Source organism: Streptomyces sp. NPDC015346 (genome assembly GCF_043078785.1).
Lineage (GTDB): Bacteria > Actinomycetota > Actinomycetes > Streptomycetales > Streptomycetaceae > Streptomyces.
In genome coordinates, this window is sequence record NZ_JBIBTW010000008.1 from 398450 (window position 1) to 416356 (window position 17907).

A 17907-nucleotide genomic window follows, 5' to 3' on the forward strand; every position below is an offset into this window, starting at 1 on the left:
CCACGAGCCACGCCGGGGCAGTCGCGGGTACACGGGGGGTACGCCTCGGGGACGCCCGCCGGAGCGCCCGCGCCCGGGGCGGTTTCAGCCGGGACGCGAGGGGCAGCCGCGAGGTCGAGGGCGGACGGCGCGAGCCCCCCGCACGCTCGACGACCGGGGCGCACGCTGTCCGTACACCGGCGGTACTCGGCACCCACGCGTCTGGGAGACGTCATGGAACTCGGATTCCTCAAACCGCTCTTCACCCGGCCGGGCCCCTGGGCCTCGGTCTACATCGAGACCACGCGCGCGACAGAGGACGGGGCCAAGGTCCAGCAGCTCCGGGAGCGCTCCATCGCGGGCCAGCTCATCGACGCGGGCGCCGACGCCTACACCACCAGAGCGGTGATGGAGCGGCTGTCCCATGAGCCGGTCTCCGGCACACCGCCCGGCCGGGCGCTCTTCGCCTCCGGCGCCGAGGTCGTCCTCGACGTCCCGCTGTCCGTGGCCCCGCCCGCCGGCGAGGCCCGGTGGTCCATCCTTCCGCACGTGGCGCCGCTGCCCGCCCTGCGAGGCGACCAGCCGACGTGCCTGGTGGCGTACATCGACCGCACGGGCGCCGACATGGAGCTGCGCGAGGCGTTCCGCCGCGAGCACGTGGGCCAGGCGCAGGGCAAGGAGTGGCAGGGCCGCGGCCACCGCAGCATCCCCGCCGACCGGTACGAATGGCATTACCGCAACAAGGTCGAGAACAGCTGGAACGAGACCGCCGCCGCCATCGCCGGCGAGCTGGCCCGGCGGTGGCCGGAGAGCGGCGCCGACCTTCTGGTGCTGAGCGGTGATCCGCGCGAGCGCAAGGCCGTGTACGGGCGTCTCCCCGAGCAGATCCAGGCCGTGACCGTGGAGGCGGAGAACGGCAGCCGGTCCCCCGGCGCGTCGACGGCGGCGCTCGACCGGGAGATCGAGCGTGCCCGCGAGGAGTTCACGCAGAACCGGCTGCGCAGGGCGCTCGAACGGTTCCAGATGGGCCGCGGCAAGCCGGGGGCGCACCGCGCCTCCACCGTCGACACGGGCCCCGGGGAGGCGGCCGAGGGGATCCCCGCCGTCGTCGACGCCGCGCGCAACCATCAGGTGGCGACGCTGCTGCTGGCGCAGGGCGCCTCCGACGGCGGTCGCCCGGTCTGGATCGGGCCCGGTGTCGACGACATCGCCGTGCAGCGCGGCGAGGCGCGGGCGATGGGCGTGCCGCGTCCCGAGCAGGCGCGCGCGGACGACGCGGTGCTGCGGGCTGCCGCGGCGGCCGACTCCGAGGTCCTCGTGGTGCCCGACGGGGTACGTGGGCCCGCCGGCGGCCTGGGCGCGGTGCTGCGCTGGTCTATGTGAGGCACGCCGATGTGAGTCGCTGGGACGGGGAGCGGTGAGCCGTCGAAGCGCCCGGGCCGCGGGAGCGGTCCGGGCGCTTCGACGTGCTTTCGGCACTGATGAGGCGATGGGGGCCCTGACGCCGTGATCTCGGACACGACGCGTTCTCGGGCCTGGTGACGCCTCAGGCGGGGGTGACGTTCTCGGCCTGGGGGCCCTTCGGGCCCTGGACGACGTCGAACTCGACCGCCTGTCCTTCATTGAGCTCGCGGTACCCGGTGGCGGCGATGGCCGAGTAGTGGACGAAGACGTCCGGGCCGCCCCCGTCCTGGGCGATGAAGCCGAAGCCCTTTTCCGCGTTGAACCACTTCACTGTTCCGGTTGCCATCGTGATCTCCTTGGCGCATACGGACACTTCCATGGTCCCTCAGCACGGCGCGGAAGTCCCGGCGGACGCGCCCGTCCGGCCCGGACCGGCCCCGGCTGTACGGAAACGGGCCCGCGGAATTAGCGTGGCCCCATGGAACTCATCGGAGAGATCGCCGCCGACCGGCCCCTGCTCGTGCTCGCCGTGAAGGAGGAGGCGCAGTTCCTCGACACGGATCTGCCGATCCTGCTGACGGGCATGGGCAAGGTGAACGCGGCCACGGCGCTCGCGACCGTACTGGGCCGCGGCACGCGCCCGTCCGGCGTCGTGAACCTGGGGACGGCGGGGGCGCTGCGTCCCGGCTGGACGGGCACCCATGTCGTCGGCAAGGTCCTCCAGCACGATCTGGACGGCGAGCTGCTGGCCTCGCTGACCGGTGAGACCTACGGCGCGCCGCTGACCCTCCCCGACGGCGGTGCCGTGACCCTGGCCACCGGTGATGCCTTCATCGCCGACGCGGACGCGCGGGACCGGCTCGCCGCACTGGCGTCCCTGGTCGACATGGAGGCCTACGCCCTCGCGACGGCCGCCGCCGTCGCCGGTGTGCCGCTGCGGGTCGTGAAGCACGTGAGCGACGAGGCGGGCGAGAGCGCCGCCAGGAGCTGGCGTGAGTCGGTCGCCACCTGTGCGAGGGCGCTCGCCGACTGGGCGAAGGCGCACACGCCGTACCGCTCGTGAGAGCTGCTGAGACAGCCTGAGAGCGTCTGAGAGCTCCTGCTCCTGAGACCCGCCGAGCCGCCCCGTGCGCACCGCCTCCGGCGCCGAGCGTGGTCAGCCGGCCGCCGCCGGACCGAAGCGGCGGCGGTACGCGGACGGCGACAGGCCCGTCTCGCGGTTCATCAGGGCGCGCAGATGGGCGGCGGTCCCGAGGCCGCAGCTGCGGGCCACGACCTCGAAGCGGGACTCGCCGCGCTCGATGAGACGGCAGGCGAGCGCGACCCGCTCACGGGTCAGCCAGGCCAGCGGGGTGGTGCCCAGCTCGGCCCGGAAGCGGCGGTGGAGCGTCGCCGGGCTGACGGCGGCGCGGGCCGCGAGGTCGGCCACGGTCAGCGGGGAGCCGAGGCGTTCCTGGGCCCAGGCGAGCAGGGGCGCGAGGGACGCGTCGGGCACGTCGGGGACCGGCCGCTCGATGAACTGCCGCTGACCGCCGTCGCGATGGGCCGCGAAGACCAGCCGGCGGCTCACCGAGTTGGCGACCTCGGCTCCGTGGTCGCGCCGCACGACGTGGAGTCCGAGGTCGAGGGCGGCGGCGCTGCCGGCGGCGGTCAGGATGTCGCCGTCGTCCACGAACAGGACGTCCGGTTCGAGGCGTACGGAGGGGAAGCGGTCACGGAAGGACTCCGCCCACTGCCAGTGCGCGGTGGCGCGCCGGCCGTCGAGGACCCCGGCCTCGGCGAGGGTGAAGGCGCCGCTGCAGAAACCGATCAGGCGTGCCCCGCGTGCGTGGGCGCGGCGGACCGCGTCGAGCACGGCCGGGCGGCGCGGCACGTCGACGTCGGGCCGGTTGGGGACGATCAGGGTGTCGGCGGAGTCGGCCGCCTCGAGCCCGGCGACGCCGGTGAGGGTGAAGAAGCCGTCCCGCATGAGGGTGCGGGGCTCGGGCGAGCAGAGCCGGAAGTCGTACAGGTCGCGGCCGAGCTCCGGGCGGCGCAGGCCGAAGACCTCGGTGGCGCAGCCCAGCTCGAAGGGGTTCGAGTTCGCGTCGACGATCACGACGACGCGGTGGAGCCCGGTATCGGGGTGAGAGGATCCTTGCGGCATATGCTCTTTCTAGCACTCGCCGCGACCGGCGGGCCGGGTCGAGGATGGCCCCATGAACGCCAAGAACCCTGTGACCAGCGCTCACAGCGCCCCCGTCGCCCTGGCCGAGGCCCTCGCCACCTTCGACGACCTGTGGAGCCCCCGCATCGTGACGCGGGTGAACGACTACGACGTACGCGTCGCCAAGGTGGCCGGCGACCACGTGTGGCACGCCCACGACCGCACGGACGAGTTCTTCCTCGTCCTCGACGGCGAGCTGCGCATCTCGCTGCGGGAGGACGGGGCCGAGCGCACGGTGACGCTCCCGCGCGGCTCGGTCTTCACCGTGCCCCAGGGGGTGGAGCACCGTCCGTCCGCCCCCTCCGGCGCGACGATCCTGCTCTTCGAGCCGACCGGCACGCTCTCGGTCGGCGACCGCCACGACGAGATCCCGGACCACGTGGACGCGACGACGGGCCACGTACTGAACGCCTGACGTGCGGCCCGTGGCGGGCGGTGGGCGGACGGTGGTCGACCGGGTTTGCCCGGTTTCCCGCGTGTGGAACGGCCACGCGGTGCGTCAGCCTGGACGCGAGCCCATCCTGGAGGGGTGGGCTCCTGTTCGAGGAGGCGCGAGGCATGAGCGGGTCCGAGCCCGGCACGGGCAGCACCGACGCCACGGGCGGCACGAGCAGCCCCGGCGGCACAGGTGGCACTGGCACAGGCGGCACCGGCGGCACAGGCGGCAAGGCGCGCTTCGACGACATCTACGACCAGCCCGATCCGCGGGCGTACTTCCGGCGCCTGGCCCCACTGGAGTACGAGATTCCGCAGCAGGCCCAGGCCGCCTTCCGGCGCGCGGCGGCGGAGCGCGAGGGCGGGACGGTGCTCGACCTGTGCTGCTCGTACGGGATCAACGCCGCCCTCCTCAACCACGACGTCACGCTCGCCGAGCTGTACGCGCGCTACACCGATCCGGCCGTCAGCGAGCTGACCCCGGCCGAACTCGCCGTGCGCGACAAGGAGTTCTTCGCCGCCCGGCGCCGTCCCGACGCGGCCCCGGTCATCGGGCTCGACGTGGCGGGCCACGCGCTGAGGTACGCCCGCGAGGTCGGGCTCCTGGACGACTCCTTCGCGGAGAACCTGGAGGAGGGCGCGGACGAGGGGGCGGACGAGGGCGCGGCACCGAGCCCGCGGCTGAGGGCCGCGATGGCCGACGTCGGCCTGATCACGCTGACCGGCGGCGGCAGTTACCTCACCCGGCGCACCTTCGCCGCGTTGCTTCCCTGGGCGCGGCGACCGCTGCGGGTCAGCGCCTTCGTGCTGCGCACGGTCTCGTACCGGCCGATCGAGGAGTGTCTGGCCGCCCACGGCCTGCGGACCTTCTCCGACCCGTCGCGGACCTATCCGCAGCGGCTCTTCACCGACGAGAACGAGCAGCGCTTCGCCGTCGAGGCGGTACGGGCGCTCGGGGCCGATCCGGAGGGGCGGGAGACGGAGGGCCGGTTCCACACGGTGCTGTACGAGTCGGTCCCCGAGCTGTCCTGAACCGCGCTCACGGCGCGCGCACGAGTTCCGGGGCGGGAAGCCGTTCGACGAGGATCGCGGCCACGTCGTCGTCGAGGCCGTCGGCCCCGTAGGCGGTCAGATCCCGGTGGAGCAGGGTCGGAAGCCGCTCTCCCGGCTCCGCCGCCCAGCTGCGCATCCGCTCCTCCAAGGGGTAGAAGGTGCCGGTGCGGTCGCGGGTCTCGCTCACTCCGTCGGTGAACAGCAGCAGGCGGTCCCCGGGCTCGAAGGGCACCTCCTCCACGCGGTGGCCGGCGTCGGCGAGCCCGGCCAGGCTGACCGGCAGCGAGGGCTCGGTGAACTCGACGGGACGCACCCGCGCGCCGTGCTGGAGCAGGGGGGCGGGGTGGCCGCAGCTGAGGAGACGTACGACGTCCGTGTCGTCGGGGATCTCGACGAGGACGACGGTGGCGAAGCGTTCGGCCGCCTCCGAGGCGGGCTCCCAGTCCCCGAAGCGGCTCAGGCCCGCCTCCAGCCGGTCGGCGAGCGCGGGCAGGTCGGGGGCGTCGTCGACGGCGGCGCGGAAGGAGCCGAGCAGGACGGAGGCGGTCTCGACCGCGCCGAGTCCCTTGCCCTGGACGTCACCGAGCATCAGCCGTACGGCGCCGGGCACGCGGACGGCCTCGTAGAAGTCGCCGCCGATCCGGGCCTTGGCCGCGGCGGCGACGTACAGCAGATGGAGGGCGACGGGGCCGAGCCGGGGCGGCAGCGGGCGCAGCACGACCCGCTGGACGACCTCCGCGACGGCGGTGACCTCCCGCAGGTCCCGCTCGTGGCGGGCCCGCACGCGGCTGGCCCAGACGGCGCCCGCGGTCACGATCGCCAGGACCGTTTCGTTGGCGAGGAGGTCGGGCGCGACCGGCTCGCCCCTGAGCGCGCCGAGCAGCCCGCGCAGCGCCATGGCGACCAGCCCGATGACGACTGTTCCCCGGACGCTCCAGGTGACGGCGGCGAGGGCGGGCGCCGCCACGAGGAGCCGGTCGAAGCGTTCCCGGTCGGGGGTGAGGATGTCGACGACCACCGTCAGGACCATGACGAGGACGGGCAGCGCGCGGCCGATGGTGATCTGCGTGTGCGGCCGGGGCCAGGAGCGGCGACGACGGTGGCGGTGACCTCCGGTGGGCATTTCGTGATCGTACGCAGGGCGGGCGGCGAGGCCGGGTCGCTGCCCGCCGGGCGTGTCCGGGCTTGTACGGGCTTGTACGGGGGGAGCCGCGATGGCGGGCCGGGCCCCGGTGTCAGGGGTGGAGCGCGGGCCGTGGACGTTCCGCTTCCCGTGGCTGTGGCTCCGCCGATCCGCCCGGCAGCCCGAGGGCCGCGGCGGCGCCCAGTGCGGCGACCGCCGCCAGGGCGAGGAGCGTGGTGCCCATGGCGGGGACGAACCCGGCGGAGGGATCGAGGGTCATCAGCAGGGTCGCCGTGGCGACGCCGAGCACGGGGCCGGTGTTCATCGCGGTCTGCTGGAGCCCTCCGGCGACCCCGGCCTCGGCGGCGGCCGCCCGCTTCACGACGGCGGCGGTGGCGGTGACCATGACCGTACTGAATCCGGCGCCGAGCAGGACGAAGCAGCCGCCGGTCGTCACGGCCGTGGCCCGCTCGTCGAGCCGGGAGAGCAGCAGGACGCCGAGGGTGAGCAGGAGGCCTCCCGCCACGGCCGTACGGCGGGGTCCGAACCGGCGTTGCGCCAGGGCGACGGCGGGCGCGCCGAGCACCATCACGACGGCGAGGGGCAGTGTCCACACGGCGCTCGTGAGGGGGTCGAGGCCCCGGACGTCCTGGAGGAAGTGCGTCGCGACGAAGAGGGAGCCGAAGAGGGCGGCCGACGCGGCGAGGAGAGCTCCGAGGCCGGCCGCGACGGGCCGCGAGCGCAGGAGGGCGGGCGGCAGCAGCGGGTGGGCGGCGCGGCGCTCGTGCCGTACGAGGAGCGCCCCGGCCACGAGCGCCGCGGCGAGGGCGAGCCCGGTGCCGGCGGTACCCCCGGTGAGGCCCGACACCGGTGCCGCGACGAGGACGTGGACCAGGCAGGCCAGGGTCACGGCGAGCAGGAAGGCACCGGGCAGGTCGAGGGAGGCTCGGGTCTCCCCCGACCTGCCCCGGTCCGCCGGGGCAGAAGTGGGCGACGCGGGCGGGAAGCACGGCTCGACGGACGCGGCCGGCGCGGGCGGTGCCCCCGGCGGCCGGACCGGGGACGCGGCCGGGGACGCGGTCGGGGGTGACGACGCCGGGACGGCGAGGGCGAGGAGCCCGATCGCGAGGGCGGGGAACACGGTGAGGGCGAAGACGGAACGCCAGCCGTACGCGCTCACCAGCGCGCCGCCCACGAGCGGGCCCGCCGCGGCCGCGAGGCCGATGGCGCTGGCGCGCAGCGCGATGGGCATCGCCAGCCGGCCCGGCGGGTACGCGGCGCGCAGCATGCCGAGGGTGGCGGGCTGCAGCAGCGCCCCGCAGACCCCCTGCAGGACGCGCAGTGCGATGACCCAGCCGATGCCCGGGGCGAGCGCGACAGCGGCCGACGCGGCGGCGAAGCCGAGCGTACCGAGGGCGAAGATCCTGCGGTGGCCGTAGCGGTCGCCGAGCCGGCCCGCGAAGACGAGCAGGCTCGCGACCGCGATGAGATAGCCGGTGCTGGTCCACTGCACCTGCGCGAAGTCGGCGTGGAGGTCGTGCTGGAGTACGGGCTGGGCAAGGGTGAGGACGGTTCCGTCGAGGGCGACGACGGCGGCCCCGATCACGCTGCAGGCGAGGGTGAGACGGCGTTGACGTATCACCGGGCCGGGTCCGCCGGTCCGAGGTGGGCGTCGACCGCGGCGCGGAGCAGCGGTTCGACGGTGTCCGTTCCGGCGGCCAGCTGGAGGCTTCCCCAGCCCCACAGCTGGGCGATGCCGTGGAGGTTCGCCCAGAGCGCGCCGGCGACGAGGGAGGGTTCGGGGCCGGCGCCGGGGCGGGCGCGGCCGACGAGCCGGGTGAGGAGCTCGAAGAGCGGAAGGCTGGTCTCGCGCAGTCCGAGCCGGCCGCTCTCCAGCAGGTCGTGGCGGAACATCAGCTCGTACATGCCGCGGTGGGTCAGCGCGAAGTCGAGGTAGGCGCGGGCGAGGGCGTCGAGTTCGGCGCGCGGGCCGTCGTGTCCCGCCGCGAGGGTGGCGGCGACCCGGTCGGCGAGATCGGCGAAGCCCTCGCGGGCGATGGCCGAGAGCAGGTCCAGGTGGGTCGGGAAGTGGCGGCGCGGGGCGCCGTGGGAGACGCCCGCGCGCCGGGCGATCTCGCGCAGGGACAGGGCCTGTGCGCCTTCCGCGTGCACCAGCTCGACTCCGGCGTCGATCAGGCGGCCGCGCAGGCCGGCCTCGGCTTCTTCGTTCATGGACACTGTCTACCAGTCGGCCGTAGACAGTGTCTACCAAGATCGGAGGAGGGGGCCGAGGGCGGCGGCGCCGGAGGAGGGCTCCGCTACACTGGTCGCCAGCGAAGGGGAGTAGCCCTGCGAACCGGTCGTCGACACACTGGAGCCCTCGGGTTCCCGGTGACCGGGTCCACGCGGAAGCGCGGGCGGGCGAGACCTTCGGCCAGGCATTCGCCATGCCCGCGTCCCGCGGGTGTGGTCCGTCATGCCGGGCCGAGTGGTTCTTCCCGTCGCCCTCCGAGGTGCCGTGTGGATCCCGGCCCGGAACCGAGCAGAGAGCCCCCGGTATGCACCTCGACCCCTTGGCGATTCTGACCGCCTTCGGGCTGATCTTCCTTGCCGAGCTTCCCGACAAGACGATGTTCGCGTCCCTCGCGATGGGCACGCGCATGCGTCCGCTGTACGTCTGGTTCGGCACCTCGACCGCGTTCCTCGCGCACGTCGCCATCGCCGTGGGCGCCGGCAGCCTCCTCGGCCTGCTGCCCGACTGGATCGTCAAGCTCGTCTCCGCCCTGCTGTTCGCCTTCGGCGCCTTCATGCTGCTGCGCGGCGGGGACGACGACGAGCGGGACGAGGCCGGCGGCAGGACGGTGACGGGCTTCTGGCCCGTCTACTCCACCGCGTTCACGGCGGTCTTCATCAGCGAGTGGGGCGACCTGACGCAGATCACCACCGCCAACCTCGCCGCCACCAACGGCACCTGGTCGACGGCGATCGGCTCCGCCGCGGCCCTGATGAGCGTCTCGGCACTCGCCCTGGTCGCCGGCCGTTTCATCGCCAAGCGCGTCCCGCTGAAGACGGTGCAGCGCATCGGCGGACTCTGCATGGCGGCTCTCGCGATCTGGTCCCTGACCGAGATCTTCGTCGGCTGACGGAAGCGGGAGCGCCCGTGCCTTCACCGGCCCGGGCGCTCTCCCCCGTAACCTCCCGCACTCCTCCCTCAGAACCCCCGGAAGACCCCCTCGGGATCGTCGACGATGCGCGCGGTGAGCTCGGGATCCGCGGTGAGGGGCGACCTGACGACCCGCCAGCCGTCCTCATGGGTGTAGTCGGTACGGACGACAAGGGCTTCGGAGCCGTCGCGTCGGGTGATCGGCGGGCGTCACCTTCGCTTCGGCGCGGGCGGCGGCAGCAGGCGGGGCCGGCCGAAGTCCGTGTTGTCGACGAAGGCGTCCATCCTCGGCAGCGGGTCGACCTCGTCGAGGTAGATCCGCTCCGCCACCAGGTACCGGTCACGGTGGAGGGACTCGGCGTCGGATCCCGCCCAGTCCTGGTCGCGCTCCGCGCCCCGTCGTACGGAGAGTTCGGCGTCGATGTCGATCCAGACGCGGTAGTCCCAGAAGGAGTCGATCTCCGGCCGGAAGGCGAAGACGCCGTCCACGACGAGCACCGCGTCCGGCGCGAGCGGGGTCCGCTCGGCGGAGTGGTCCCGCTGGGTCAGCGGGTCGATGCCGCACAGGGCGCAGGCGTCCGCGCCGGGATTCCGGCAGGGGTCCAGGAGCAGCCGCTTGACCAGCTCGTAGTCGTAGGCGTTGCGGTAGTAGCCCTCGCCGGATTCGCGGTCGTAGAGGTGCCGGTCCTTCCACGGCTTCTTGAAGTCGTCGAGCGTCGCCCGGAGCACGGGCCGCCCGGCGTTCGCGATCCACTCGGCCAGCTCGTGCCCGAAGCTCGTCTTCCCGGCCGCGGTGAGCCCGTCGACACCGACGAGCAGCCGCCCCGGGCCGCGCGCCAGAATCGCCTCCGCGACCTCCTCGATCAGCGCGGCGCGTTCGACCGAGGCCGAGGGAGGCACCGGCTGCCGCCAGGTCGAGGACGAGTGATGCACGGGGGCAGGCTGAGCGGTCATGCGCCCGAACCTATCGACAGGCCCGGCCCCACGCGGCTCCGGGTGAACGGAGCGCCGTTCCCGAGCCTTGATGAAGGAGTGAATCACTGCTTCACTTCTTCCATGCCCTACCGACGCACGCCTGCCGTCCAGGCCCGGCTCGACGATCGGCGCGCCGTCGTCGTGGACGCGGCGCTCGGGCTGCTCGCCGAGCAGGGATACGCCGGCTGCACGATGGCCGCGGTCGCCGCGCGGGCCGGGATCGCCACCGGGAGCGTCTACCGCCACTTCCCCAGCAAGGGGGAGCTGGCCGTCGAGCTGTTCCGGACCGTGGTCTCCCGCGAGGTGGCCGCCGTGTCCGAGGCGGCCCGGCGACCCGACGGTGGGGACGCCGCCGAGCGGGTCGTCGCCGTCATCGAGACGTTCGCGAACCGGGCCCTGAAGTCCCCGCGCCTCGCCTACGCCCTGCTCGCCGAGCCCGTCGACCCGGCCGTGGACGCCGAACGGCTGGTGTTCCGGCGGGCGTTCCGCGATGTGTTCGCCGAGCAGATCGCGGAGGGCGTGCGCTCCGGACAACTGCCCCCGCAGGACGCCTCGCTGACCGCCTCCGCCCTCGTGGGAGCGGGCGCGGAGGCGCTCGTCGGCCCCCTGGCGGCGGGCAGCGTGGGACCCGACACCGTACCCGCCCTGGTCACCTTCACCCTGAGAGCCCTGGGAGTTCCCGATGCCGAGCACGCATGAGGTCACCAATCAGGTCCCGCCGCTGAGCGGTTACGACGTCTCGGCCGACCCGGCCTTGCTGGAGAGCCTGCGCCGGGAGGGCGGAGGGTGGGCGGAGGCCGAGGTGCGCGAACTCGGTGTACTGGCCGGCGGCGAACAGGCCCAGGAGTGGGGGCGCCTCGCCGAGCGGAACTCCCCGGTGCTGCACACGCACGACCGCTACGGCCACCGCGTCGACGAGGTGGAGTTCCACCCGTACTGGCACGAGCTGATGACCGTCGCCGTGCGGCACGGTCTGCACGGGGCGCCGTGGCGCGACGAGCGGCCGGGCGCCCATGTGGCGCGGGCGGCCAAGGTGTTCGTGTGGGGGCAGGCCGACCCGGGCCACCTGTGTCCGATCTCGATGACGTACGCGGCCGTGCCCGCCCTGCGCGCCCAGCCCGACCTCGCCGAGGTCTACGAGCCGCTTCTCGCCTCCCCCTTCTACGACTTCGGGCTGCGCGAGCCGACATCGAAGCGGGGCGTCATCGCCGGGATGTCGATGACCGAGAAGCAGGGCGGATCGGACGTCCGCGCCAACACGACACGGGCGGTGCCGACCGGCGAGGAGGTCTCTACGCGCTGACCGGCCACAAGTGGTTCACCTCGGCGCCGATGTCGGACGTGTTCCTCACCCTGGCGCAGGCGCCGGGGGGACTCTCCTGCTTCCTGGTGCCGCGCGTCCTGCCCGACGGCACGCGCAACGCGATCCGCCTCCAACGGCTCAAGGACAAGCTCGGCAACCGGTCCAACGCCTCCTCCGAGATCGAGTACGAAGGCGCTCTGGGGCGTCTGGTCGGCGAGGAGGGCCGAGGCGTGGCGACCATCATCCGGATGGTGAACATGACCCGCCTCGACTGTGCGGTCAGTTCGGCCTCCGGCATGCGCCAGGGGCTCGTCCAGGCGGTGCACCACGCCACGCACCGCGGCGCCTTCGGTGCCCGGCTGGTCGACCAGCCGCTGATGACGAACGTCCTGGCCGACCTGGCGGTCGAGGCGGAGGCGGCGACGATCGCGGGGCTGCGGCTCGCCGGGGCGGTGGACCGGGCGGCCGCGGGCGACGCGGACGAGGAGCTGCTGCGCCGGATCGGTCTCGCGGTGACGAAGTACTGGGTGTGCAAGCGGGCCCCCGCGCACGCGGCCGAGGCGCTGGAGTGCCTGGGCGGCAACGGCTACGTCGAGGACTCGGGACTCCCCCGGCTGTACCGCGAGTCCCCGCTCCCCTCCATCTGGGAGGGCTCGGGCAACGTGGCCGCGCTCGACGTGCTGCGGGCCATGGGGCGGCAGCCGCAGGCGGTCGACGCGTTCTTCGCGGAGATCGACCGCGCCGCGGGCGCCGACCGGCGCCTCGACGCCGCCACGGCCCGGCTGCGCAAGGACCTGAGCGACCTCGGCGACGCCGCCGCCGTCCAGTACCGGGCGCGCCGCCTGGTCGAACGGATGGCGCTGGTCCTGCAGGGCTCCCTCCTCGTCCGCCACGGTCACCCGGCGGTGGCGGACGCCTTCTGCGCCTCGCGCCTGGACAGCGACTGGGGCATCGCCTTCGGCACGCTGCCGCCCGGCGTGGACACGGCGACGATCATCGCCCGCGGTACGCCGGGGGCGGCCGTCCCGGCCTGACGCGGCGGCGGGTGCGGGACGAGATCCGCGCGGCGGGCGAGCGTGACGGGGGCGGGGGCGGGGGCGGGATGCGACGCTGAAGGGACGGTCGTACTCCGAGAGGACGTGCCCCTTGAGCAGCGCAGAGACCCATGACGGCCGCGCGGCGGCCTCCCAGGACGGCGCGGCGGCCGGCGGTGGCGGGACGGTCAACCCCGACGGTGGCGCGGCCGTCCATGAGGAACTGGACCGGCGTGCCGAGGAGGTGGCGGCCCGGGTCGTGGCCTGGCGACGGCATCTGCACCGGAACCCCGAGCTCCCCAACCGCGAGGCCGGGACCGCCCGGTTCGTCGCGGACCATCTGCGCTCCCTGGGCCTCGACGAGGTCCGTACCGGGATCGCCGGACACGGTGTCGTCGGCGTCCTGCGCGGCGGCGCGCCGGGCGGGCGGGTGGCGGCGCTACGGGCGGACATGGACGCGCTGCCCGTCCCGGACCTGTGCGGCGAGGAGTTCGCCTCGGACGTCGTGGACGCCGCCTATCCCGGTGGCCCGTTCCCCGTCTCGCACGCCTGCGGCCACGACTGTCACACGGCGATGCTCATGGGCGCGGCCACCGTTCTCGCGGAGGCGCGGGAGCGGCTGCCGGGGACGGTGCTGTTCGTCTTCCAGCCCGCCGAGGAGGGCCCGCCGGTCACCGAGGAGGGCGGCGCGCGGGCGATGGTCGAGGCGGGCGCGTTCACCGACCCGGTGCCGACGATGGCGTTCGGGATGCACGTCACGCCCTACCCGAAGGGGTACGTCGGCTTCCGGGTCGGGAACCAGTACGGTGCCTCGACCCTGCTCAAGATCGTGATCACCGGCGAGCAGACGCACGGCTCGACCCCCTGGCAGGGCATCGACCCGATGCCGGCGGCAGGCGCGGTCCTGACCGGCATCGGCCAGCTGTACCGGCAGGTCTCCGCGTTCGACGCGATCACGGTGTCCATCGGGCACGTCGAGGACGTGGGGCGGTTCAACATCATCGGCGAGACGGTGACCCTGTGGGGCACTGTCCGCTGCGCGGTGGAATCGGACATGGCCGAGGTACGGCGGAGGCTGACGACGCTGGCCGAGCACACCGCGGCGGCGTACGGCGCCACGGCCTCCGTCACGTACCTCCAGCCCGTTCCGCCGGTGCACAACAGCGCCGAGTGGGTCGAGGCGGGACTGCCGACGATCCGACGGGTGGTGGGCGAGGAGCGGACGGTGGAGACGGGCGCGACGCTCGGATACGACGACGTCTCGGAGTTCGTGAACCGCTTCGGCGGCCTGTACGTGATGCTCGGCGTCCAGGACGCCTCCCTGGACGCCGACGGCCGCCCGCTGCCGCTGCCGGACGGACGCGGCCTGGTCACCAACCACAACCCGCGCTTCTACGCCGACGACGACACGCTCGTCACGGGCGTCCGCCTGCACGCGCACATGGCGTACGACCACCTCACGGGCGCGGCGGCCCCTGTCTAGGAAGTTGGGAAGTGGGGCCGGGACGCTTGCGCAGGGCGCCGAGGTAGACGCCGAGCAGGATCAGCGGGGTGCCGAGCAGCAGCCAGGAGGTGAGGGGTTCGTCGTCGAGCCAGGCCGAGAGGACGATGGTGACGACCGGGACGACGACGAAGACGTACGAGGCGCGTGAGGCGTCCCACCGGTGGACCACGAACAGATAGAGGACGAAGGTCAGGACCGAGCCGCCGACCACGAGGTAGCCGAGCGCCCACCAGGTCACCGCGCGGTCCGGCAGCCGCCAGGTGTCGCCGGCCGCGAGCGAGCCGGCGAACAGCAGGACCGCGGCGGCCGTCATGCCCACCGCGTTCATCGTCACCGCGTGGACCTTCGGGAGCCGTCGTACCAGCACGGTGGCCTGCGCGAACGCCAGCATGCTGCCGAGGATCGCCAGGAAGGACAGCAGGGGCACGTCGCCCTCGATCGAGGCCTGCGAGATGACGGCGACGCCCGCCGCGGCGAAGACCGTGCCGACGGCCGCCATGAGCCGGAACCGTTCGAGCCGCTGCGCCACCGCGAGCAGCAGGGTGGCCAGCGGGACCAGGGAGAGGATGGTCTGGCCGAAGCCGGCGTGGATGCGGACCAGCGCGTAGTACGCGAGCGCGAACGTCACACCGAAGTTGAGGACGCCGAAGAGGACGGCTCCGGCGAGCGCCCTGCCGCGCGGGAACTCCAGTCTCCGTACGGCCATGACGGCGAGGAGCAGCAGGGAGGCGGCGCCGAAGCGCAGGGCAGCGCCCCACAGCGGATCGAGTTCGCGGTTGCTGAAGCGGACGCCGACCGCGCTTCCGCCCGCGAGGACCGCGGTGGCGAGGAACGCGACGAGCGTCAGGCGGTCTGCGGCTCGCTGCACCGGATCACCGTAGCCGCGCCGGTTCCCGGGCCCGCCCGGGACACACCCGCCCACCCGGGGCGGGCCATCTCAGGGCGCATGTCAGGGGCGCACGTCACGGGCGCATGTCACAGGCGCACGTCAGGGGCGCATGTCACGGGCGCACATCAGCGGCTCCCGTGACGGCCTCGGCGAAGGCCCGGATCAGGGCGTTCTCGGCGGCCGTGGGCCAGATCAGTCCGTACTCGACCGGTGGCGCGTCCCGCAGCGGTACGTAGGCGATGCCCGGGCGCGGGTGGTAGCGGGCGCCTCGTGCGGCGCCTGGCGAGACGCCTCGGCCTGCGCTCACCTGGGAGAGGACCTCCTGCCAGGTCGCCGCCACCGGGCCGCGGGGAATGACGGCCCCTGTGGGGGTGCGCTCGGGGTAGTGGGCGTCCAGCCAGTAGCGGGGGTTGGCCCCGGCCGGGGCCACCAGAGGGACACCGGCGAGGTCTTCGAGACAGACCGAGGCGCGGCGCGCCAGCCCGTGCGCGGCGGGGACGAGGAGGACCCGGGGCTCGGCGGCGAGGACGGGGCCGGCGGTGATGCCCGGTTCGCGGACCGGGAAGGCCGTGAGGTGGAGGTCGAGTTCGCCGTCGTGCAGGGGCTGGAAGCCGCCGTCGAGCGGCACCTCACGGACGCGGATCTCGCAGCCCGGATGGCGGGCGAGGAAGGCGTCGGCCGCCGCCGTGAGCAGCTCGCCGCTCCAGGGTGCGGCGAAGCCTGCCCTGAGGGTGCCGTGGACGCCCCGCCCTGCGGCGACGGCCCGCTCGAGGGCCGCGAGCATCTGGAGGCGGACCGGACGCAGGTCCTCATGGAGGCGGCGGCCGACCGGGGTGAGGCGGACGCTACGGCTGGTGCGCGCGAACAGCGGTGTCCCGACCCGGCGTTCGAGCTTCTTGACGGTCTGGCTGATCCGTCCGGTGGAGACGCCGAGCCGTTCGGCGGTGCGGCCGAAGTGGAGCTCCTCGGCGAGCGTCAGAAACGTCTCCAGCTCGTGCCGTTCGAGCATCGACCGCCCCCATCGTTGAGCCTCGCTAAACGCCGGTTGCATTGTCGCACCTTGATCGGCCGGGGCGGCGGGCAGCAGCCTGGAGCCCATGGAACTTCCGACCGGCCGGGCGCCGGCGCCCGCTACCGAACCCGCACCCGGACCCGCCACCACGCCCGCGCCGCGGGCCGCGGGTCGTCCCGCCGCCCGTCCCGCCGGGCGTCCGCCGGTGCTGCTCATGGCCGTGGCGGGCGCCGTGACCGTCGCCAACCTCTACTTCCCGCAGCCGCTGCTCGCGGCAGTCGCCCGGGGGCTGCGCGTCTCCGAGCAGACCGCCGGCCTGGTCGCCTCGGTCGCCCAGGTCGGGTACGCGCTGGGGATCCTGCTCATCGTGCCACTGGCCGACACGGCCCGGCTGCGCCGCCTCACCAGCGTCCTTCTGGCCCTGACCAGCTGCGGGCTGCTCGTCGCCGCGGTGGCGCCGAACCTCCTCGTCCTGACGCTCGCCACCCTCGCGCTCTCCACGACGACGGTCCTGCCGCAGGTCCTCACCCCCGTGGCCGCCGCACTCGCCGGGCCGGGGCGACGTGGCCGCGCCGTCGGCGCGCTCGGCCTGGGGCTGACCCTCGGTTCGACCGTCTCCCGCACCGTCTCGGGCGCGGCCTCCGACGCCGGCGGGACCTGGCGTACGGCCTATGTGGTGGCCGCGGCGGCCACCGCCGCGCTGCTGTTCCTGCTGCCGCGCGCCCTGCCCGACCGCGCGGGCACGGTGGGGCACCGGCTGCCGTACCGCAGGCTGCTCGGGAGCCTGCCGCGCCTCCTCGTCGACCACCGGGAGGTGCGCGTCTCGGCGGCGATCGGGGCGACGGTCTTCGCCGCGTACAGCGTCTTCTGGGCGACGCTCGCCTTTCACCTGGCGGCCCCTCCGCTCGGCTTCGGACCGGGAGTGGCGGGGCTCTTCGGGCTGCTGAGCGTGCCCGGCGCGCTGCTGTCGGCGTACGCGGGACGGCTCGCGGACCGTTTCGGCGCGGAGGCGGTCAACACCTGGTCGCTGCTCTGCCTCGCCGTCTCCCTGGCCCTCGTCGGGTTCGGCGCGCGGTCCCCCGTGGCGCTGGTGGTCGGCGCCAATCTGCTGGTCCTGGGCACCAGCGCGAGCCAGGTCGCCAACCAGGCGCGGATCTTCGGCCTCCCTTCCTCGGTCGCGGCCCGCGTCAACACCGTCTTCATGCTCTCTTCCTTCGGCGGCGGAGCGCTCGGCTCGCTGTCGGCGGCGTGGCTGTACGGGGCGTACGGCTGGACGGCGGCGGTCCTTGCCGCGGTGGGGTTCTCGGCCGTGGCCGCTGTGGTGGTCGCCGTGGCCCGACGTGGTGTCCCGAGTTGCGTCACGCGTGACAGGCGCGAGGCTAAGACTCACGACCCGCGCACCCCGCAGGGAGAAACGATGCAGGATCTCGCAGCCCTCGCCGACGAGCATCTGGCCAAGGCGCACGCCGACGCGCACGGCCGGAGCGCCCATCTGGTGGTCCACGACGGAGTGCTCCGGCAGAGCGTCATCGCCCTGGTCTCCGGCACGGTCCTCGACGAACACAACGCCCCGCCGGCGGCGAGCCTCCAGGTCCTCCGCGGCCGCGTCCGCCTGACGGCGGCGGACCGGTCCGAGGACCTGTCGACGGGCCAGCTCCGCATGATCCCGAAGGAACGCCACGGCCTGACGGCCCTGGACGACGCTGTCGTCCTGCTGACCGCCGTCAACGACTAGGTACTTCAGGCCAGGCCGATCCCGGTCGCCGGACAGTCAGGCGTGACGCCGCGGGGAGCGTCCTCCGCGAACCCCCGCACCGGCATGATCGG

The 17907-nt window shown here is 74.0% G+C and carries 16 protein-coding genes and 1 pseudogene; 9 read left to right on the forward strand and 8 right to left on the reverse strand.

Annotated features, from left to right (window positions below; translation table 11 throughout):
• Window positions 1–213 precede the first annotated feature (213 nt).
• Window positions 214–1362 (forward strand): hypothetical protein, encoded by a 1149-nt coding sequence (locus tag ACF06X_RS28435; protein ID WP_392290140.1) that lies wholly within the window; start codon window positions 214–216, stop codon window positions 1360–1362.
• A 163-nt stretch (window positions 1363–1525) separates the two neighbouring features.
• On the opposite strand, the gene ACF06X_RS28440 is transcribed toward ACF06X_RS28435, so the two are convergent.
• A complete protein-coding gene (locus ACF06X_RS28440) occupies window positions 1526–1729 on the reverse strand; it encodes a cold-shock protein (RefSeq protein ID WP_392290141.1) in 204 nt (67 codons plus the stop codon).
• A gap of 132 nt (window positions 1730–1861) precedes the next feature.
• On the opposite strand from ACF06X_RS28440, the gene ACF06X_RS28445 reads away from it, so the two are divergent.
• The gene (locus ACF06X_RS28445; RefSeq protein ID WP_392290142.1) at window positions 1862–2446 is read left to right on the forward strand and encodes a nucleosidase; all 585 of its coding nucleotides are present in this window, start codon (window positions 1862–1864) and stop codon (window positions 2444–2446) included.
• A 93-nt stretch (window positions 2447–2539) separates the two neighbouring features.
• Here ACF06X_RS28445 and ACF06X_RS28450 read toward each other — a convergent pair whose 3' ends face one another.
• Window positions 2540–3529, reverse strand: a complete 990-nt coding sequence (locus ACF06X_RS28450) for a GlxA family transcriptional regulator (RefSeq protein WP_392290143.1) — start codon at window positions 3527–3529, stop codon at window positions 2540–2542.
• A gap of 52 nt (window positions 3530–3581) precedes the next feature.
• Between ACF06X_RS28450 and ACF06X_RS28455 the strand changes: the two genes are divergently transcribed.
• Both ACF06X_RS28455 and ACF06X_RS28460 read left to right on the forward strand, forming a co-directional pair.
• Complete coding sequence (locus ACF06X_RS28455) at window positions 3582–4004, forward strand: cupin domain-containing protein (RefSeq protein ID WP_392290144.1); 423 nt, start codon at window positions 3582–3584, stop codon at window positions 4002–4004.
• 143 nt (window positions 4005–4147) lie between these two features.
• The gene (locus tag ACF06X_RS28460) at window positions 4148–5056 is read left to right on the forward strand and encodes a hypothetical protein (RefSeq protein WP_392290145.1); all 909 of its coding nucleotides are present in this window, start codon (window positions 4148–4150) and stop codon (window positions 5054–5056) included.
• 7 nt (window positions 5057–5063) lie between these two features.
• On the opposite strand, the gene ACF06X_RS28465 is transcribed toward ACF06X_RS28460, so the two are convergent.
• The 3 genes from ACF06X_RS28465 to ACF06X_RS28475 all read right to left on the reverse strand — a co-directional run bounded on the left by ACF06X_RS28465 (window position 5064) and on the right by ACF06X_RS28475 (window position 8432).
• Window positions 5064–6200 (reverse strand): PP2C family protein-serine/threonine phosphatase, encoded by a 1137-nt coding sequence (locus ACF06X_RS28465; protein ID WP_392290146.1) that lies wholly within the window; start codon window positions 6198–6200, stop codon window positions 5064–5066.
• 112 nt (window positions 6201–6312) lie between these two features.
• Window positions 6313–7806 (reverse strand): MFS transporter, encoded by a 1494-nt coding sequence (locus ACF06X_RS28470; RefSeq protein ID WP_392290147.1) that lies wholly within the window; start codon window positions 7804–7806, stop codon window positions 6313–6315.
• A 32-nt stretch (window positions 7807–7838) separates the two neighbouring features.
• A complete protein-coding gene (locus tag ACF06X_RS28475; protein WP_392290148.1) occupies window positions 7839–8432 on the reverse strand; it encodes a TetR/AcrR family transcriptional regulator in 594 nt (197 codons plus the stop codon).
• A 326-nt stretch (window positions 8433–8758) separates the two neighbouring features.
• Here ACF06X_RS28475 and ACF06X_RS28480 point away from each other — a divergent pair, with 326 nt between their 5' ends.
• Entirely contained in the window at window positions 8759–9343 is a 585-nt protein-coding gene (locus ACF06X_RS28480; protein WP_392290149.1) for a TMEM165/GDT1 family protein, read from the forward strand.
• A gap of 230 nt (window positions 9344–9573) precedes the next feature.
• On the opposite strand, the gene ACF06X_RS28485 is transcribed toward ACF06X_RS28480, so the two are convergent.
• Entirely contained in the window at window positions 9574–10317 is a 744-nt protein-coding gene (locus ACF06X_RS28485; RefSeq protein WP_392290150.1) for a uridine kinase, read from the reverse strand.
• Window positions 10318–10419: 102 nt separating this feature from the next.
• Here ACF06X_RS28485 and ACF06X_RS28490 point away from each other — a divergent pair, with 102 nt between their 5' ends.
• From ACF06X_RS28490 to ACF06X_RS28500, 3 genes and pseudogenes are all read left to right on the forward strand, one after another.
• Window positions 10420–11037, forward strand: a complete 618-nt coding sequence (locus tag ACF06X_RS28490) for a TetR/AcrR family transcriptional regulator (protein WP_392290151.1) — start codon at window positions 10420–10422, stop codon at window positions 11035–11037.
• A pseudogene (locus ACF06X_RS28495) lies at window positions 11021–12675 on the forward strand (acyl-CoA dehydrogenase family protein). Before ACF06X_RS28490 ends, ACF06X_RS28495 begins: the two are co-directional and overlap by 17 nt.
• Window positions 12676–12787: 112 nt before the next feature.
• The gene (locus ACF06X_RS28500) at window positions 12788–14158 is read left to right on the forward strand and encodes a M20 family metallopeptidase (RefSeq protein WP_392290152.1); all 1371 of its coding nucleotides are present in this window, start codon (window positions 12788–12790) and stop codon (window positions 14156–14158) included.
• Here the strand turns inward: ACF06X_RS28500 and ACF06X_RS28505 are convergent.
• The gene (locus tag ACF06X_RS28505; protein ID WP_392290153.1) at window positions 14133–15047 is read right to left on the reverse strand and encodes a DMT family transporter; all 915 of its coding nucleotides are present in this window, start codon (window positions 15045–15047) and stop codon (window positions 14133–14135) included. The genes ACF06X_RS28500 and ACF06X_RS28505 overlap by 26 nt on opposite strands.
• Window positions 15048–15180: 133 nt before the next feature.
• On the reverse strand, window positions 15181–16077 hold the full coding sequence (locus tag ACF06X_RS28510) for a LysR family transcriptional regulator (RefSeq protein ID WP_392290154.1): 897 nt from the start codon (window positions 16075–16077) through the stop codon (window positions 15181–15183).
• A gap of 88 nt (window positions 16078–16165) precedes the next feature.
• On the opposite strand from ACF06X_RS28510, the gene ACF06X_RS28515 reads away from it, so the two are divergent.
• Entirely contained in the window at window positions 16166–17815 is a 1650-nt protein-coding gene (locus ACF06X_RS28515) for an MFS transporter (RefSeq protein ID WP_392290155.1), read from the forward strand.
• Window positions 17816–17907 lie beyond the last annotated feature (92 nt).